This is a genomic window from Betaproteobacteria bacterium (assembly GCA_009377585.1).
Taxonomy (GTDB): domain Bacteria; phylum Pseudomonadota; class Gammaproteobacteria; order Burkholderiales; family WYBJ01; genus WYBJ01.
In genome coordinates this window covers 13,254-30,250 of record WHTS01000073.1, presented here as the reverse complement: position 1 = coordinate 30,250, position 16,997 = coordinate 13,254, and the positions used below count along the sequence as shown (strand labels likewise).

General features: G+C 64.6%; 12 protein-coding genes and 2 pseudogenes. 10 read left to right on the top strand and 4 right to left on the bottom strand.

Features of this window, described 5'->3' with window-relative positions:
• The first annotated feature begins 63 nt into the window (after positions 1-63).
• From GEV05_20380 to GEV05_20350, 7 genes are all read left to right on the top strand, one after another.
• The gene (locus GEV05_20380; GenBank protein MPZ45701.1) at positions 64-1,521 is read left to right on the top strand and encodes an FAD-dependent oxidoreductase; all 1,458 of its coding nucleotides are present in this window, start codon (positions 64-66) and stop codon (positions 1,519-1,521) included.
• 19 nt (positions 1,522-1,540) lie between these two features.
• The gene (locus GEV05_20375) at positions 1,541-2,335 is read left to right on the top strand and encodes a racemase (protein ID MPZ45700.1); all 795 of its coding nucleotides are present in this window, start codon (positions 1,541-1,543) and stop codon (positions 2,333-2,335) included.
• A gap of 84 nt (positions 2,336-2,419) precedes the next feature.
• Positions 2,420-3,067, top strand: coding sequence for a hypothetical protein (locus GEV05_20370; GenBank protein ID MPZ45699.1), 648 nt, complete (start codon positions 2,420-2,422; stop codon positions 3,065-3,067).
• Between the two features lie 130 nt (positions 3,068-3,197).
• A complete protein-coding gene (locus GEV05_20365; protein MPZ45698.1) occupies positions 3,198-3,560 on the top strand; it encodes a hypothetical protein in 363 nt (120 codons plus the stop codon).
• Positions 3,561-3,797: 237 nt separating this feature from the next.
• Positions 3,798-4,058 carry a hypothetical protein gene (locus GEV05_20360; GenBank protein MPZ45697.1) on the top strand — a complete coding sequence of 87 codons (261 nt, stop codon included), beginning with the start codon at positions 3,798-3,800 and terminating at the stop codon, positions 4,056-4,058.
• Positions 3,956-4,879 carry a CocE/NonD family hydrolase gene (locus tag GEV05_20355; protein ID MPZ45696.1) on the top strand — a complete coding sequence of 308 codons (924 nt, stop codon included), beginning with the start codon at positions 3,956-3,958 and terminating at the stop codon, positions 4,877-4,879. Before GEV05_20360 ends, GEV05_20355 begins: the two co-directional genes overlap by 103 nt.
• A gap of 143 nt (positions 4,880-5,022) precedes the next feature.
• Positions 5,023-5,241: a hypothetical protein gene (locus GEV05_20350; GenBank protein ID MPZ45695.1), complete on the top strand. Its 219-nt coding sequence runs from the start codon at positions 5,023-5,025 to the stop codon at positions 5,239-5,241.
• 120 nt (positions 5,242-5,361) lie between these two features.
• Here GEV05_20350 and GEV05_20345 read toward each other — a convergent pair whose 3' ends face one another.
• Positions 5,362-5,826, bottom strand: a complete 465-nt coding sequence (locus tag GEV05_20345) for a cupin domain-containing protein (protein MPZ45694.1) — start codon at positions 5,824-5,826, stop codon at positions 5,362-5,364.
• An 85-nt stretch (positions 5,827-5,911) separates the two neighbouring features.
• Positions 5,912-6,418: pseudogene (locus tag GEV05_20340) on the bottom strand (hypothetical protein).
• Positions 6,419-6,438: 20 nt separating this feature from the next.
• Here GEV05_20340 and GEV05_20335 point away from each other — a divergent pair.
• From GEV05_20335 to GEV05_20325, 3 genes and pseudogenes are all read left to right on the top strand, one after another.
• Positions 6,439-6,696: a hypothetical protein gene (locus GEV05_20335; GenBank protein ID MPZ45693.1), complete on the top strand. Its 258-nt coding sequence runs from the start codon at positions 6,439-6,441 to the stop codon at positions 6,694-6,696.
• Entirely contained in the window at positions 6,696-7,058 is a 363-nt protein-coding gene (locus tag GEV05_20330; GenBank protein MPZ45692.1) for a hypothetical protein, read from the top strand. The genes GEV05_20335 and GEV05_20330 overlap by 1 nt, the downstream gene beginning before the upstream one ends.
• A gap of 215 nt (positions 7,059-7,273) precedes the next feature.
• Positions 7,274-7,408, top strand: a pseudogene (locus GEV05_20325) (Crp/Fnr family transcriptional regulator).
• 363 nt (positions 7,409-7,771) lie between these two features.
• Here GEV05_20325 and GEV05_20320 read toward each other — a convergent pair.
• Both GEV05_20320 and GEV05_20315 read right to left on the bottom strand, forming a co-directional pair.
• Positions 7,772-8,005, bottom strand: a complete 234-nt coding sequence (locus GEV05_20320) for a YheU family protein (protein MPZ45691.1) — start codon at positions 8,003-8,005, stop codon at positions 7,772-7,774.
• Positions 8,006-8,092: 87 nt separating this feature from the next.
• Positions 8,093-16,702 carry a cyclic beta 1-2 glucan synthetase gene (locus tag GEV05_20315; protein MPZ45690.1) on the bottom strand — a complete coding sequence of 2,870 codons (8,610 nt, stop codon included), beginning with the start codon at positions 16,700-16,702 and terminating at the stop codon, positions 8,093-8,095.
• Between the last annotated feature and the right edge of the window lie 295 nt (positions 16,703-16,997).

The window sequence follows — 16,997 nt, the reverse complement described above, 5'->3', positions numbered from 1 at the left end:
GTCGCCAACACGAGTCGATACTGGCGACAAACCCCTTCGGATGGTTTTGCAACGGGATTCATCATGGACGAGCACAGCTTTGACGTAGTCGTCGTCGGATGCGGAATCGCGGGCTTGGCCGCAGCCGTATCGGCTCAGGAGCGCGGTGTGCGCGTCGCGGTTCTCGAGCGCGCGCCCGTCGAGGAGCGCGGCGGCAACACGCGCTACACCGGCGCCTGGATGCGAATGAAGAGCGACTCGGAAGTGAGCGACGATTTCGAGGAGCACTTCGCCACCAACGGCGGTGGCCATGTCGATCCGACGCTGATCAAGGGCTTTCTGAATGCCCCCGGGCAGCAGCCAGGGATCCTGCGTGCGCTGAGCCATCTCGATCCGAACGTCATAGCAACCTTTGCGGCCGAAGCGCCCGCAACGATGGCCTGGCTGATGACCTTCGGCATTCGTTTCATCCCGCTGCCGAACGCATTTCCGACGTCGGTGCAGCCGCGCATCCAGCCTTCGGGCGGCGGTCTGGGGCTCATCGAAGCCTTGGCACCGCGCTTGGAAAAGAACGGCGGGACGATCTTCTACCAGACGACGGCGCGCAGTCTCATCCAGAATGCCTCGGGTGCGGTGGTCGGCGTCGACGCGGTCGGGCGAGGCAATCGGCCGATGCAGTTTCGTGCCGGCGCTGTCGTGCTGGCATGCGGCGGCTTCGAAGGCAACGCGCACATGCTGACGCACTACATCGGGCAGCGAGCAGTGAATCTGCGCACCATGTCGCTCGGATCGCATTACAACAAGGGCGAAGGCATCCGCATGGCGCTGGACATCGGCGCCGCACCCTGCGGCGATTTCGGTTTGTGGCATTCCTCGCCCATGGATCCGCGCACGGCGCGCGCCGGATCTTCGGTCTACATCTATCCCTATGGCATCCTGGTCAACAACCGCGGCCAGCGGTTCGTCGACGAGGCACCGGGGTCGACCGACGAGACGTACGAAAGCGTCGCACGCGAAATCGCATCGCAGCCCAACGGCATCGCCTATGTCGTGGTCGATGCCAAGCTCGAGGACGTGCCGAACTACAAGCTGGTCATCTACACCGAGCAGCCGGCCATCGAAGCGGCAACGCTTTTTGAGCTCGCCGGCAAACTTGCAATTCCCGTGTCGGCGCTCGAAGCGACAGTCGCGAGCTATAACAACGCTTGCGTGCCGGGCACATTCAAGCCGAGGGAGGTCGATCGTCTCGCTACGCAGGGCATCCACCCGGAGAAGTCGAACTGGGCGCGTCCGATCGATAGGCCGCCGTTCAAGGCGTATCCGATCGTTTCATCGATCGTGTTCACCTTTGGCGGGCTCAAGGTGAACACGAGCGCGCAAGTGCTCAACACCGACGGCGATCCCATACCGGGCCTCTATGCGGCAGGGGAGACGATGGGCACGTACTACAACGCCTACACCGGAGCCACGTCGGTCATGAAGGGCGCCGTATTCGGCCGTATCGCCGGGCTGGATTCGGCACGCGTGCTGGCCGGTCGTTGACCAAGGAGTAAGGGCGACCATGAAACTGTGGCACCAGAGTTTCGCGCAACTGGACAAGCTGCCTCACTATGTAGCGGCCATTCGGGAGCATCTCGACAAGGTCGCGGCGCCGGGCACCACCATCGACATTCACGGCATGCGGCCGGGCTCGCACACGACCATGCAACCCGGCAAGGACATCGGCTACTCCTACGTCCAGCACATGCACAGCCTGCAATTTCTCGACGCCGTGCGTCAGGCGGAGAAGGAGGGCTACGACGCATTCCTGCTGAGCACCATTCCCGATCCCTACTTGCAGATCGCACAGAGCATCGTCGACATTCCCGTGGTCGGAATGGGCTTCAGCTGCATGCATACCGCTGCTTACGTCGGGCGGAAGTTCGGCATGGTCACCTTCATCGAGGAAATGCCGCCGCTCTACCAGGACAATGTCCGCAAGTACGGACTCGAGCGCCTCGGCGGTCCGGTGCGCCACTTGGGGCTCTTTTTCGACGATGTGCAGAACGGGTTCACGAATCCAAAGCCCGTGGTGGAGAAGTTCACCCAGGTCGTGCGCGAGATGATCGAGCAGGACGGCATCGACGTGGTGATCCCGGGCGAGCTGCCGATGCACCTGATGCTGCATCGCGCGGGCGTGCATCGCATCGACGAAGTGCCGGTGATCGACGGGCTCGCCGTGACCGTGAAGATGGCGGAGATGCTGGTGAGCCTGCGGCGCACGAGCGGCCTGATGGTCAACCGGCAGAACTACTTCTACGCCAAGCCTGCGGATGTCCGCTTCGACGAGCTGAGGGACTTCTACCGCTTGAAGTAATGGTCAGGAGCTTCCGAGCGCCGGTGGTGCTGCGCCCGACCGTTTGCTATTCTGATCGCTCGTAAAAAACAGTGAGGGCTGAACATGGCTTCTCGCAATCTCGACTGGCAGGTCGCCCTTGCCGGGGAATGCATGGCTTCGCGCCCTTTTGCGATGCACGACGACCCGGCCTCCATGGCTGTTGTCGATCTTCTGCGCAACGCGGACATGACCTATGCACACCTGGAAATGAACCTCGCCGATTACGGCGAGCTGGCCTTTGCCGCGCGCGGCGACTGGCTGGGCAGTTTCATGATGGCCGACCCTCAGGTTGCACGCGACTTGACGTGGGCGGGAATCGACATCATGTCGCTCGCGCACAACCACAGCATGGATTTCGGCGAGCCGGGCGAGGAGTTCAGTTTCCAGATGCCCGGCGACCAGTCCACCCGCGGGTCGAACGTCTTCGTCGCCGGCGACCGATTCGAGATCCAGAGCAGCTGCCACACGCGCGACCTGGAAGGCAATCTGCGCTCGATCGACGAGGCAAGAAAGATGGCCGACTTCGTCGTGATCGCGCACCATTTCAACATCGCGGACGGCAAGCGCGGCGACAAGACCCCCATGTTCGTGCGCGAATTCGCGCATGCGGCGATCGACGCCGGGGCGGATATCTACGTCGGCCACGGCTGGCACTCGACGCTGGGGATCGAGCTCTACAAGGGCAAGCCGATCGTGTACGCCCCGCGGTGAGCCTCCGATCCGGAATCCGACTACTTCATCCGGTTGAGAAAACAAGATTTCTTCAGGGGGTGCAATGAATCCAGTTCGAGCATCGGTTGTCAGGGCGGTTGTCGGCTTCCTTGTCGGTTGGCTGGCGGGAATGTCGCTTATCGGTTCGGCGCAGGCAGCGTCGGCCGCTTACCCCGTCAAGCCGGTGCGGATGGTGGTGCCTTTCAGTCCGGGCGCCTCGACCGACACGGTCGCGCGCATGCTCGCGCAGAAACTGACCGAGACTTGGCGGCAGCAGATCGTCGTCGACAATCGGGCGGGCGCCGGTGGGTCGCTCGGTGCGGAATTGGTGGCGCGAGCGCAGCCGGACGGCTATACGCTGCTCGTCACCAATCCGGGTCCGAGTCTCAACAGCATCCTGTTGCGGCGCAAGCCGACCTACGGCTTTCGCGATTTCACGCCGGTGATCTACATCGGCTCGGCGCCGCTCATCCTGGTGGCCAACCCGAGGTGAACCGGCTGTTGCGCAGCGCGGAGATCGAACAGCGCTTCGCGCAACTGGGGCTCGACGTGGAAGGCGGGACGCCCGCACAGTTCGCCGCGTTCATCGAGGCGCAGGCGAAGGCTTTGACTGCGCTGATCGCGAAGGGGACGCTGCAACCCGAATAGATGCAAGCGCGCGCCGCCGCGAGCATGCAGGACCGCACAGCTGCAGGCACGAGCTTCGAAACCCGATGACGAAAGAGCCGAGATGACGACCACCCACAATGTTTCCCAGCCGCGCGACGTCGAGCTGATCGTCGAGAAGGACGTGAAGGTCCCGATGCGCGACGGCGCCGTGCTTTACGCCGATGTGCTTCGCCCCGGCGTCGGCAGCGAGCGGGTGCCGGCGATCATGAACATCGGCCCATACCAGAAAGACCGTCTCTGGATTCCGCCGGAGGACCTGGAGGAGGAAGCGAATCCCTATCTCGCCTGGGAAACCGGCTCCGGTTCTTCGACTACTGGCTGAAAGGCGCCGACAACGGGATCATGGACGAGCCGCCAGTCAAGCTGATGATCCGCACCGGGGGCGATCTGAAGAACTACAAATTCCGTTTCGAGAACGAATGGCCGCTGGCGCGGACGCAATGGACGAAGATGTTCCTGAAGGTCGATTCGGATCGGCAAAGTGCGACGGGAGAAGCGGAAGGCGAGCTGGTGGCCGCGCCGCCGCAGGAAGCCCGCAGCATCACCTACGCCGCGAGTCCGCCGTCGCACGCCGGGGTCAGCTCCTCCGCACCGTCGCACGCGGCTGGCAGTGTAGCGCGCACGGGCGTTTCATTCCTGACCGCGCCCTTGCAGGAAGATACCGAGATCACGGGGCCGATCGCTCTGGTGCTCTGGGTGTCCAGCTCCTCTGAGGACATGGATATCTTCGTGACCATCCGCAACATCGGCCCGGACGGTCGGGACGTTTGGGAAGAAGGCCAGCAAGGAGGCGGCGATCACGTTCCGGTCACCAAGGGCTGGTTGCGGGTTTCGCACCGCGCCCTCGACCCGGAGCGCTCGCTGCCCTATCGGCCCTATCACGCGCACACCGAGCGGCTCTGGCTTACGCCGGACGACGTGGTCGAGTGCCACCTCGAAATCTGGCCCACGTCCATGGTGTTCAAGAAAGGCCATCACATTCAGCTCGACGTGCAGCCGCGCGACGGTGTGGGCGCCTCCGCATATCGCCACTATCACGCCGATTACAACATCGGCGCCCGCAACACCATTCACGCTGGCGGCGACAGGGTGTCCTATCTGCTCTTGCCCATCGTCCCGGCCAAAAAGGACCAAGCAGCATGAACCCCGCAGGCACGCCGAGATCATGTGCTGAAGGTGTACCCGCGGTTCGGAGGGTCCCACTGAAGCTCGCCATTCGACTCTCGGCCGCCGCATTGCTGCTCGCAGCAGGCCCGGGCGGTGCACAAGAGTTTCCAACGAAGACCGTGCGCATCGTCGCTTCTCAGGCTGGAGGCGGCGGCGATTTCATCAGCCGGCTGCTGGCGCAAGGGCTGACGAGCGCGTTCGGCCAGCAGGTGGTGGTCGACAACCGCGGCGGCGGCGTCGTCGCGGGAAGAAGTGGAGCGGATGGGGAAGGTCATACGGGAGGCCGGGATCCGAGAGAAGTGAGGGCGTTGCAGCTCGAGGCCGGAGACGAAGTATGACGGTCCTGTTGGGCGATCAGATGCTTCACGCCGCGTGCGATCGGGCCATGACTTCGCTGGCAGTCTGATATCTGGTGTCGATCGCTTGTCTGCTGCCCGATTGCGCGGCGTGTATCGACATCAATAGAACGATTCCTTCAAATCGCCTGCGCCGCGCTCGATCAAGTAGTCGAAATCGGCTTTCGATTCCATGGTTGCCCGGTCGATGCTGAATTGGATTGCCCGCTCGGGTGCGTTGGTGGCTTTGATGGTGAGCAGTTGCAGCGTCTCCTGGACTTCCCACTCGTGTGCTCCGCGTATTCCAGGCGGTCCGTACACCACGTCGCCGGGACCGACGTCGTAGCTATTGCCTTCGAGGTCGCGCACGATGCCCCGGCCGGCAACGATGTAGTGGAAAGTCTCGATCAAGTGCCAGTGAAGATGCTCGTGAGTCCCGGGTCCGAAGGTCGCCAGGCCGACGTTGATGCGCTCGCTCGGATGCTCGGCGCTTCCCGCGAGCTTGCGGATGGTGAGGCCCTCGATGACGCCCGGAGAAGTCTGTACGCGCGATTGATTGAATACCTGCAAGGCTGCTTTCAGTTTCATGCCCTTGCTCCTTGGGTGAACGGGGGACAGGTCGTGCCTCTTGCATCGAACGGGGATCAGGTCTTGATTCTTGCTTCTGCATCGCGGACCCGATCGAGGGTCCGAGCGCGCCGTTGATTCCGGTTCCTACCAGCAGCACGAAGTACGCGAGAAATGCCCAATAGCTCGTGGCGGTGGGAATCAGAAGCCAGCCCGAGCCTCCGAGGACGCCGCCGAGAATCACGAGCGATCTCGATCCGTACCGATCGAACCACCTTCCGAACCACGGTCCCAGCAGCAGGCCCCAGCTCAACGACAGCGCCCAAGCGATGGTAATGCTGGTGCGGCTCCAGCCATACTCCTCGGCGAGTGGATTTACGAAAACGGTGAAGCCCCAGGTGAACGCAGCCTGGTTCAGCATGTACATGGCCCAGGCGCCGGCCACGATCGTCCATCCGTAGAAAAATCGTCGACGCGGTTGCTGTGCTGGCATCGCCTCTCCTCGTTCGCCGGCGCTCTCGCTCGCTGCGTATGGCTTTGCGCAAGGGTGAGATTTGTGGCCGTGTGCGCAAGCGCACAGACCGTTCGAAGCCGGATCGTTAGGGTGCGACATTCCACTCGTTCGGGGAAGTCATGAATCTGGTCCTGGGTATGTTGGCGGGCGCGCTCATCGGTTGGCTTGCGTGCGCGCTGTTTCGATTGAACACTCATCGAGGTCTCTGGACTTCCGTTTTTCTGGGCTTCGTTGGGGGTGGCGTCGGGATGCAATTGGCATCCATGATGAGCGTCGCGCCGGGTGCCGACGGCGCGCCGAATATTTTCGCGCTTGTCATGGCAGCCGCCACTGCAGGGGCATGCCTGATCGTCGCAAGCATGGTCGCGAGCCGCTGATGGACACGCAAACCGCGGGCGCCAGACGCGCTGAACAGTCGCGAGATGTGCTGTCGGCGGCGGAGTTCTTCGTCACGCTTCGACAAGCCGTGACCTTTCGAGAGCAGGCGGCAATCCAGGATCCTTTGCAGCATGCGGTCGACCAGATCAAAGCCAATCCCGCATTCGCGCAGTCGCGGCTGCTGAAGCGCATCCTGGTCGCGCTCGTGACGGGAGGAGACTTCCGGCGCGCGGAAGCGACGGCGCTGGATGCTTCGACGCACGCGCTGGTCATGGCGCTTCTGGAACTGCGCCGCGCTGGCGCCCGGTCTCGCCAGGATTGGAACGATGCGATCGAAGCTGCCGAAGCCGCTTCAGGTTAGGCAGCCCCTCAGCGGGCGCGTCGTATTTGGTTGCGCTTGCGCCCAGGCGCGGGCTGCGCGGCTCAGACCGCGCTTCCCGTCATACGCATGGCCAACAGGCTTCCTGCTCGCCTTCTGACAGACATCGAAATCGAACGCGTCGAGCTGTCACTCGCGCAAGCCCTGGTCGAGTCCGGCACACACACCTATTTCCCTACGACCGCCGTTGCTGCCCCGGCCTGATCCGCTATCGCCGCGGGTACATCACCGTACTCGACCGTGCCAAGATCGAGCGCAGCGTGTGCGAATGCTATGCGGTGGTGAAGCGTGAATTCGACCGCCTGCTGACCGACTGGAAAAACCTCGGCTAACTTGCGCCCAGGCGGCGCTCGACGAAGCGCCCGATCGGCGGCGAGCCCCAGCTAGCTCGGCGTCATTTCGGCTTTACGGGTATGAATCCCGAGCCCTTCGCCGGGGGACGACTGAGTGCCGCCGCTACCGGCGCCGGCGCCTTTGCCTTCTTGGGTTTCTTGGCTTCGCGATTGCCTCGTTGCTGGCCCTTGGCCATTGTAGTAACTCCTGTAGGATCAGTGCGAACGGATAGCGAACGGGCGGCACTGCGCCCGGGCACTGTCACTTCGCATGCGGACAAGTCTGGATTCGAATCGAGCGCAGTGTCTGTACGACAGCGAACACACCATTGCGTTCAGGCCATTGCGTTCAGGCCATTGCGTTCAGGCGTCACGCCGGAGTGCCGATCGACCCCGATCGCGCACGATGTCGACCGATCCGCTGGCGGGATCGAACACGATCCGCGCCTCGCCGCGCTCGAGTTGGTGCAACACATGCGCGACTTTCTGCTCCAGCGAGAACTCGCGCTCCCCATAGTTCGTGCCTTCCCGCAACACGAACGATTCGATCACCCCTCGCAGCGCATCGTCGGATAGCTCGGCGTGCGGAACGATCACCGCCTCGGCCGGCCGCTCAGCCATGCCGATGTCCGTTGTCCTGGAGCGCTCGAGAACACGAGCCCGACGTGGCGATCCGTGCAAGGCTCACTGGACCAGCTCCGGCGCCGCTGGCGAGACGGCGCGCCGGCCGACCGCGAGCTCGACCCAATGCTCACGGGCGTCGTCGAGCAGCGGAATGACCTGATCCTGGCGTTCGACGCCGTCGATCTTCAATGCGGGGATGGATTCGGCGTCGCCCTGGGTCACGTCAATGTGATAGACGCTACGCCGGTAGCGATAATGCAATTTGTAGGAGCTCCACTGGGCGGGCAGACAGGGAGCCAAACGCAGGCTCTCGCCCTCACGCGTAACCCCGAGCAGCGACTCGACGATCAGCCGATACATCCAGCCCGCCGAACCCGTGTACCAGGTCCAGCCGCCGCGGCCGGTATGAGGTGCAACGGCATAGACGTCCGCCGCCATGACATAGGGCTCGACCTTGTAGGTGGCAAGGCCGTCCGCGGAGCCCGCATGACTGACGGGGTTGATCATCCCGGTGAGCTCCCAGGCGCGGCGAGCGTCGCCCAGCGCCGCGAACGCCATCGCAGCCCAGATCGCGGCGTGCGTGTACTGGCCGCCATTCTCGCGCACGCCGGGGACGTAACCCTTGATGTAGCCCGGATTCAACGCGGATTTGTCGAAGGGCGGATCGAGCAGCTGGATGAGACCGTGGTCCCTGCGCACCAGGCGCCGGTCCAGGGAGTCCATGGCCATCTGCGCGCGCCGGGGAGAGCCCGCCGCCGATAACACCGACCAGCTTTGGGCGATGGAATCGATCTGGCATTCGGAGTCGCCTGCCGCCCCGAGCGGCGTGCCGTCGTCGAAGTAGGCGCGCCGGTACCACTGTCCGTCCCAGGCATTCGCCTCGATGTTCCGGCCAAGCCGGGCGGCCTCGGCTGCGCAGCGCTCCACCATCGCGTCGTCACCGCGCATTCGGGCCACATCAGCGAAGCGTATGAGCACCTCGTGCAGGAAAAACGCCAGCCAAACGCTCTCGCCCCGGCCATGCAGGCCGACCATGTTCATGCCGTCGTTCCAGTCGCCCGAGCCCATCAGCGGCAGGCCGTGCTCGCCGAAGCGCAGGCCATGCACGATGGCGCGCGCGCAGTGCCCGTAAAGGCTGTCGGATTCTCCGGCCGATTGCGGCAGATCATAGTAGGAATCCGCGTCGGGATTGACGGCGCGGCCTTCGAGCAGCGGGATCGACTCGTCGAGCACGCCGCGGTCGCCCGTTGCGAGGACGTAGCGGCAGGCGACCAGCGGCAGCCATAGATAGTCGTCCGAGCAACGCGTGCGCACACCACGGCCCATGGGCGGATGCCACCAGTGCTGTACGTCGCCTTCCTTGAACTGCCGGCTTGCGCACAAGAGCAGATGCTCGCGCACGAGCCCCGGCTCGGCGTGGACGAGCGCCATGGTGTCCTGCAATTGATCGCGAAAACCGTATGCGCCGCCCGACTGGTAATACCCGCTGCGAGCCCAGAGCCGGCACGCAAGGGTCTGATAGAGCAACCAGCCGTTGGCCATCACGTTGATGGAAGGATCGGGCGTCTCCACGTGCAAGGCGCCCAGGGTCTCGTTCCAGTACTGCCAAACCCGATCGAGCGCTGCACGTGCCGCCTTGCTGCCGCGGAACCGGCGCACCAGCTCCCGCGCATCGTTTGCGTTTTTCCCCGCACCGATCATTACGACCAGTTCGCGTTCGCTCCCCGGGGACAAGCCGATCGCCACTTGCAGTGCACCGCACGGATCCAGAGTGGCGCCGACCTTGCCCGAAAGCCGCGTCCGGCCCATGGCCGCGGGCGACTGGAGCGTGCCGTTGCGCCCGATGAATTCGGTTCGATCGCCGGTGAAACCGCGCGTCGCGTCGTCGACGTCGAGAAAACCCACCCGGTCGGGAAACTCCGTGCTGTACGGGTTGCGTGCGAACAAGGCGCCGGTATCGGCGTCGATCTCGGTAACGACGTGCATCGCCGTCTTCGGACGCAGATCACCGAGCACCCATTCCACGTAGGCAGCGCCCGACAGCCGCCGCGGCCGGTCCGATTCGTTGCGCAGCTTGACCACCAGAAACTTGACTGCAGCTTCCCGGTCGACGTAGGTCCAGACCTCGGAGCGGATACCTGCCTCGGTATGTTCGAACACGCTGTAGCCGAAACCGTGACGCGCGGTGTAAGGCCCGGCTCCAGGCGCGGGCAAGGGCGTCGGCGACCAGAAATGGCCGCTTTCCTCGTCGCGCAGATAGAACGCCTCGCCGCTCGCATCCGTGGTCGGATCGTTGTGCCAAGGCGTGAGTCGCATCTCGTGCGCGTTCTCGCTCCAGGTGTAGGCGCTGCCGCTTTCCGAGATCACGCTGCCGAAGAAAGCATTGGCCAGGACATTGCACCAGGGCGCCGGCGTCCTCTGCTCGCGGGTGGTCGTGCTCACGTATTCGCGGCCGTCGGGGGTAAAGCCGCCCAGGCCGTTATGGAAGATGAGGTCCGTGCGCGGCGAATGAGCCACCGCCGCGGCCTGGTCGGGTTGGGCGCGAACCGGTTTGAGACGAGGCACCGCCAATTCGACCGGCCCGCGGCGGCCGATCTGGGCGGCCAGGGTGCCGCGCGCATCGGTGACGATGGCTCGTGCGACCGTCTGCAGCAGCACGCGGTCGTCCGGGGCGATCTGTTCGCCTTGGCGCACGAATACGCCGCCGGGACGATCCATCAGATTGGCCTCGAGACCCGAGGCCATCAATCCCATGATCTGATCGTTGAGGACCTGGCGGTAGCCGGTGTGATCCTCGTTCCAGATGACCAGATCCGCCGTCAGCCCCTTCAGCCGCCAGTAGGCATGCGCGCGCACCAGCTGGCGCACCAGATCGATGTTGGCCGGATCCGAGATCTGCAACAGCACGATCGGCAGGTCGCCCGAGATGGAATAGCCCCACAGGTCGGATTGGCCGCGGTTGTTGCGCAGGACCAGCGCCGAATCGGCGCGCAGCACAGGGTTGTGGTACAGCACGGCGGCCGCCAGCCGCGAGTACAGTTGCGCGTCCGCTTCGGTCGCATTGATCTGGCGCAGCACGACCTGTGCATGGGTCCACGCCATGTCGAACACCCGGTCCGCCATTGGCCGATCGTGATACTTCTCGGCGAGCGTCAGGCACGCCGCGCGTGAATCGCCCACGCCCAGGACGAAGTCGAGGGTCGCCTCCTGCTCGGGCTCGAGCGTCACGCGGCAGCGTATCGCGACGATCGGATCGAGCACGGAACCTTCGGCTCCGGACAGCGCCGTGTCGCTTCGTGCCGCCTGGGGATCGGCCGTGGTCTGGCCACGGCCGATGAAACGTGCACGGTCGGTCTCGTAGGAGATATCCGCCACTTGCGTGCCATGCGTAGCGAGCAGATGGAACATCCAAAGCGCGGGCTCATCTTCGGAGCGCGGCCGCCGGGTGCACAGTATCGCCTGGCGCTCGCTCACGATCTCGGTCTGAACGAACAGATTGCTGAACATCGGGTGCAACGCATCCGCCGACGCTAGAGCCAATACCACTTCCGAATAACTCGTGAGCTCGATTGTCCTGCGGGTACGCGACCGGTTGATCAGAGTGATGCGGCGCAGCTCGATATCGTCCTCGGGCGAGACGGCGATTTCGCTGTAGGTCTCGATGTCCTGGTCATGGCGTCGGAACTCGGCGCGACCCTCCGAAAAGATCGCTTCGTAGCGTTCGGCGCTGGCGCGCACGGGCTGGTGAGCCGCGGACCACAGCGCGCCGCTGGCCACGTCGCGCAGGTAGAAGAAGGTGCCCCAGTTGTCGCAGGTACCGTCTTCGCGCCAACGGGTCACCGCAATGTCGTTCCAGCGGCTGTAGCTGCCGCCGGCGTGGGTGACCATGACATGGTAGCGGCCGTTGGACAGCAACTGGACTTCCGGCAGCGCGGAGTTCGGGTTGACCAGCACGCGCACGGGGGATTCGGGCTGCGAGTGATCCACCTGCGCATCCGACAGCTCCATCGCGATCGAAAGCGATCCGGCCGCGGTGGGAATCCGTTCCTGCAGCAACAGCGCGGTTGCGCGGAACAGCGGATCGGAGCCGAAGCGTTTCTGCATCGGTGCGCCGAGCAGCACGTGCGCAAGCGCGAGCAGGCTCATGCCGCTGTGATGGGCCATGAAGGATCGAACCACGATGCTGGATAGTCCGCGTGGCAGCCGGGACGGCGTATAGTCGACCGCCTCGTAGAAACCGTATGGGCCTTCGAGGCCTTCGTCAGCAAGGCGTTGCAGATTCGCGCATGCTTGCTCGGGAGCCACCATGAGCGCGAGGGCGGATGCATACGGCGCGACGACAAGGTCCTCCGCGAGGCCGCGTTTCATGCCGAGCCCCGGCACGCCGAAGGCGCGGTACTGGTAGGTGAGGTGCACGTCGACCGCGTTGTAGCCGGATTCCGAGATACCCCACGGCACTCCCCGCTTGGCGCCATAGGCAATCTGTTGAGCGACCGCGGCGCGACAGGTCTGGTCGAGCAGCGTGTGCTCGTAGCTCGGCATCACCAGCAGCGGCATCAGGTATTCGAACATCGAGCCGCTCCACGATACGAGCGCCGTCTCGCCGTCGAGGTTGACCAGCTGGCGCCCGAGCGCAAACCAGCTATCCTGCGGCAGCGCGCCGCGAGCGATCCCGACAAAGACGCTCAGCCTGGCCTCGGAAGCCAGCAGGTCGTAGAAGCTTGCATCGCGTCGGTGCTCGACGGCGTTGTAGCCGATGGAGAGCAGCTTGCGCGCGGGGTCGAACAGGAAACGGTAGTCCATGTCGGCAAGCCGGCTTGCTTCGCGCGCGAGCCTCTCCAGCTCGACAACGCGCGCTCGTGCGCGCTCGCTGCCGAGCTCCAGCAGCGCGCAAAGATCGGCGAGCCATCGACGCTCGTCGGCGCCGGCAGTCGAGGCGAGGCGTTGTCGCACATGCGGCAACACATCGGAGTCGAGGCGTGCGAGCTCGCGCAGCGTCGGATTCACCGGCAGCGCAAGGCCCGCATCCAGGCCGGCAGGGGCGGGCGCCAATTGTGTCCATGGTGCGAGGTGCGCGAGGTCGTCGCAGACATCCCGGCATTGCCGGCAAAGCGCAAGCGCCCAGCGCTGTGCTTCGGAGTCGGCGTCGACATCCATTTCCGAGGCCAGTGCGCAAGCCGATTGCGCCAAATGCTCCAGCTGCGGTCGAGTCGACGCAAGCGCATCCGCAGCCGCGTTGTCCGCGGTATCCAGCTCGTCTTGCAACGGCTGCAGCCTCGCCGTTTCATCGCCCGGCATTGCGAGGGCGAGGATCCGGAAGGTGTCGATCAAGCCAGGTAGCAGGCGCGGCGACAGGATGCGCTCGTCCGGCAGTTGCAGAAGGCCTGCCTGCAAGGTCATGAGATGGCCGGCAAGATTGCCGCCGTCGACAGTCGAGACGTAATGCGGCGACAGCGGCCGCAGTGTCTCGGTGTCGTACCAGTTGTAAAAATGGCCGCGGTGCCGTTCGAGCGCTGCCATGGTATCGATCGCCCGCGCCGTGCGCTCGATCAGGCGAGCGCTCGAGATATAGCCGAAGTCGCGCGCCGCCAGATTGGCGAGAAGCGCGAGCCCCATGTTGGTGGGCGAGGTGCGGTGAGCGACTGCGCTGGCGGGATGCTCCTGGTAGTTGTCGGGAGGCAGCCAGTGGTCCTGGGCGGTGACGAAGGTCTCGAAGAAGTCCCAGGTTCTGCGGGCCGATCTGCGCAGAAAGTCGGTTTGCTGGGCGCTCAATCTGGCGGCCCGCACCGGAACCGGAGCGCTCAGCCACCAGGCGATCGCCGGTGACAGGAACCATAGTAGAAGGATCGGGGTTGCGGCAGCGAGGCTTGCCGGAGCGAAGACGGCCAGATGAATCGCGCTCGCAGCCGCAAGCGAAGGGGCGAACCACATCGCGCGCCAGCTTGCGCGCAGGCTCGCGTCCGCGACCCGTTCGGACTCGCTGGACGTGGTCCAGTCCAGCAATCCGCGCCGCGTGACGAGCATCCGCCATGCCGTGGTTGCGATGGCATGGATGCTGACGTATGCCTCGTAGGGCAAGCAGGCGAGCGCGAACATGACCTCCGAAAGCTGGCCTGCGGCCGCGCGCGAGGCGGCAGCGAAATGCGTCGCGTGCCGAATGTCGTCCGGCTTGCGCGTGGCGCCCACCACTGCCGCGGCAAGCGTCGGGATGGCGACGATCCCGAGCATCGCAGCGGTCCACAGCCAGGCGGGCGCGAGCCATGTCCAGCCCAGAAGCAGGAACAGCATCAACGCGACCGGTATCAGGCTGCGACGCAGATTGTCGAAGATTTTCCATCTCGACAGTGGCGACAACGGGTTGGCCAGGGCTTCCGAACCCGGCCCGGGCAGTCGCGGAAACAGCCAGCGCGCGATCTGCCAGTCGCCGCGGATCCAGCGATGGCGGCGGACAACGTCGGCGCTGTAGCGGCCCGGGGCTCGTTCGAACAACTGCACGTCGCTCAGCAGGCCCGAGCGTATATAGCAGCCTTCGAGCAGGTCATGGCTCAGAATCCGATTCTCCGGCAGCCGGCGCGCCAGGGCGTGCTCGAAGGCATCGACTTCGTAGATGCCCTTGCCGATGAACGAACCCTCGCCGAACAGATCCTGGTAGACATCCGAGATCGCACGCGTATAGGGATCGATGCCGGATTCGGCCGTGGCCATGCGCGCGTAGCGTGTGCGGTTCGTTCCGGGGCTCGTGGCCACGCGCGGCTGCAAGACGCCATAGCCCTGGGTCACGCGCCCCGCGCGCTCGTCGTAGCGGGGGCGGTTCAGCGGATGGGACATCGTGGCAATGAACTTGCGCGCCGAATCGCGGGGAAGCTGGGTGTCGCTGTCGAGCGTGATCACGTACTTGACGTTGCCGAGCACGCTCGTGTCGCCGAGTACGAGCGAGAAACGATCGCGCGGGCCGCCACGCAGAAAGGCGTTGAGCTCGGAGAGCTTGCCGCGCTTTCGCTCGTACCCCATCCAGAGACGCTCTCGTGCATTCCATCGACGCGGCCGATGAAACAGGAAGAAGCTCGTGCCTGGACTTCGTGGATACCTGGCGTTGAGCCGGTCGATGCCCTCACGGACGAGTTGCAGCAGCGCCTCGTCGTCGGGCGCCGACGCATCGAGTGCATCGCGAAAATCGGTCAGCAGGGCGAAGTGCAGGTTGTCGTCGCGGTTGGCAAGGAAGCGGATCTCCAGCGCCTCGACCACCTCCGAGATCGCTGCGGCGCTTGTGAGCAGGGTTGGAATCGCGACCAGCGTGCGCGCTTCCGGCGCAATAGGTCCCGTGCAATCCATGCGGGCGAGCGAGCGCGGGGCCGCGAGCAACGTGACCATCCAGTTGACCAGCGCGATGCCGATGTGGCTCGCGCACAGCAGCGACACCGCGCCGACCACGACCAGCATGGTCCCGCGCAGCCCGTATGCGTGCCCTTGGGCGATGAATGCGCAACCCAGACCTGCCGTCAGCAGCGCGATCGACCCCAGGTAGCAGGAAAGCGGGTGACGCCGCCACTGGCGTGCGGCGACGTCCCGCAGAGTGTGATGCAGCGGCAGCGCTTGCTCCAGACCAGGCAGACCCTGGTCGATCAGGTAGTACCCGACATGGGCCTCGCGATCGTCGCGGCCGTTTCGAGCGGCGCCCGCCTGCGCCAGTTCGATGGCCTTGTGCGCGACCTCCCGCTCGCCGCGGCCACTGGCCCGGGCCAACTGCTCGATCACGTGGCGATAGCGATCGCGTGTCGCGAAGTCCATGCTGCTGTAGACATGGGCCGGGTCCTCGCGCAACCTATGCTCGACCACGCTCATCGTCTCGACGAACTCGCGCCAATCCATGGCAGACAGGAATCGAAGGCTCCCGATGCTGTTGCTAATGGAGATCTGATCGGCAGCCTGCTGCTGGTTCTCGGACTGGATGGACTGGGCGATGGTCGAGCCGGACTCGGCGAGGACCTGCTCGATCCACGTCAGCGGCAGCGTCAATGCAGGGCTTTGCCCTTGCAGCCGGCGGGCGAACTCGGCAACGAACGAGCTCGCCATGGGCAGCCCCGAGCGCGCCATGTCCGCAGTGGAGAGGATGAGGCTCTTGGGGTCGTTCTCGGCGACCGTGGTCATCTGGTCCGCCCACTGAGCGGCGCGATTGCGCTCGATCAAACCGTCAGCGATCCGCGTCGCGACTCGGCGCAAGTTCTCGATCAGTGACAGGCGCAGCATGATCGGTATGGCCCACAGCTCGCCCAGCTGCAGCGGGGTGACGCTCTGATAGGCGCCTACGAAGCTGGAGAGGCCGTTCGCGTCCACCCGTCCATCGCCATGCGAAATGGTGTCCAAGGCGATGGCGTACACGCGCGGTCTACCCGCCAGAGGTCCTTCGGCCAAGCGGGGCAACCGGCGGCTATAGGCTTTGGGCAAATGGGTCCGCGCAGTCCGGATCTGCTCCTCGACCAGAAAGAAGTTGTCGAGCAGCCATTCGCCGGCAGGGGAGATACGGGTCTTTCGGGCCACCGCGTCGGTGAGCAGGGCGCAGGCGCGGGCAAGTGCGCGCTCGTTATCGGATAAGCGGGCGAGCAAGCGATCCGATGCGCGTTCCTGGCCTACGGTGTGTTCCGCGGCGAGGGCCCTGGCATGACCCTGCATCTGCTCGCTGCTGTACAGCTCGGCGCGCAAGGGTGCCGGTTCTTGCGCGGCGGGCCGAACCAGCCCCGCAGGTTGGAGCAGACGCAGTTGCCACCGCCGCCAAATCCGCCGGGCTTCATGAAAGATTGGCTTCAAGTCAGCGTCCGTTTCAGTTGTTGCTTCGATCGATGCGAGTAACCGATGCACACAGGGTGTCCGTAGAGCGCTGGCACGGGTGCTCGCATCGGCCAAGTTACCAGGACAGCTGCCTTTCAGGGTGTGCTAGCGAACAGACCGAGCGCAAGTCGGCGCTTAC

What these genes read in the sequence shown, in the direction of transcription:
- GEV05_20380 (MPZ45701.1), top strand. Translation starts at nt 64, where the DNA reads ATGGACGAGCACAGCTTTGACGTAGTCGTCGTCGGATGCGGAATCGCG.
- GEV05_20375 (MPZ45700.1), top strand. Translation starts at nt 1,541, where the DNA reads ATGAAACTGTGGCACCAGAGTTTCGCGCAACTGGACAAGCTGCCTCAC.
- GEV05_20370 (MPZ45699.1), top strand. Translation starts at nt 2,420, where the DNA reads ATGGCTTCTCGCAATCTCGACTGGCAGGTCGCCCTTGCCGGGGAATGC.
- GEV05_20365 (MPZ45698.1), top strand. Translation starts at nt 3,198, where the DNA reads ATGTCGCTTATCGGTTCGGCGCAGGCAGCGTCGGCCGCTTACCCCGTC.
- GEV05_20360 (MPZ45697.1), top strand. Translation starts at nt 3,798, where the DNA reads ATGACGACCACCCACAATGTTTCCCAGCCGCGCGACGTCGAGCTGATC.
- GEV05_20345 (MPZ45694.1), bottom strand. Translation starts at nt 5,826, where the DNA reads ATGAAACTGAAAGCAGCCTTGCAGGTATTCAATCAATCGCGCGTACAG.
- GEV05_20335 (MPZ45693.1), top strand. Translation starts at nt 6,439, where the DNA reads ATGAATCTGGTCCTGGGTATGTTGGCGGGCGCGCTCATCGGTTGGCTT.
- GEV05_20330 (MPZ45692.1), top strand. Translation starts at nt 6,696, where the DNA reads ATGGACACGCAAACCGCGGGCGCCAGACGCGCTGAACAGTCGCGAGAT.
- GEV05_20315 (MPZ45690.1), bottom strand. Translation starts at nt 16,702, where the DNA reads ATGCAGGGTCATGCCAGGGCCCTCGCCGCGGAACACACCGTAGGCCAG.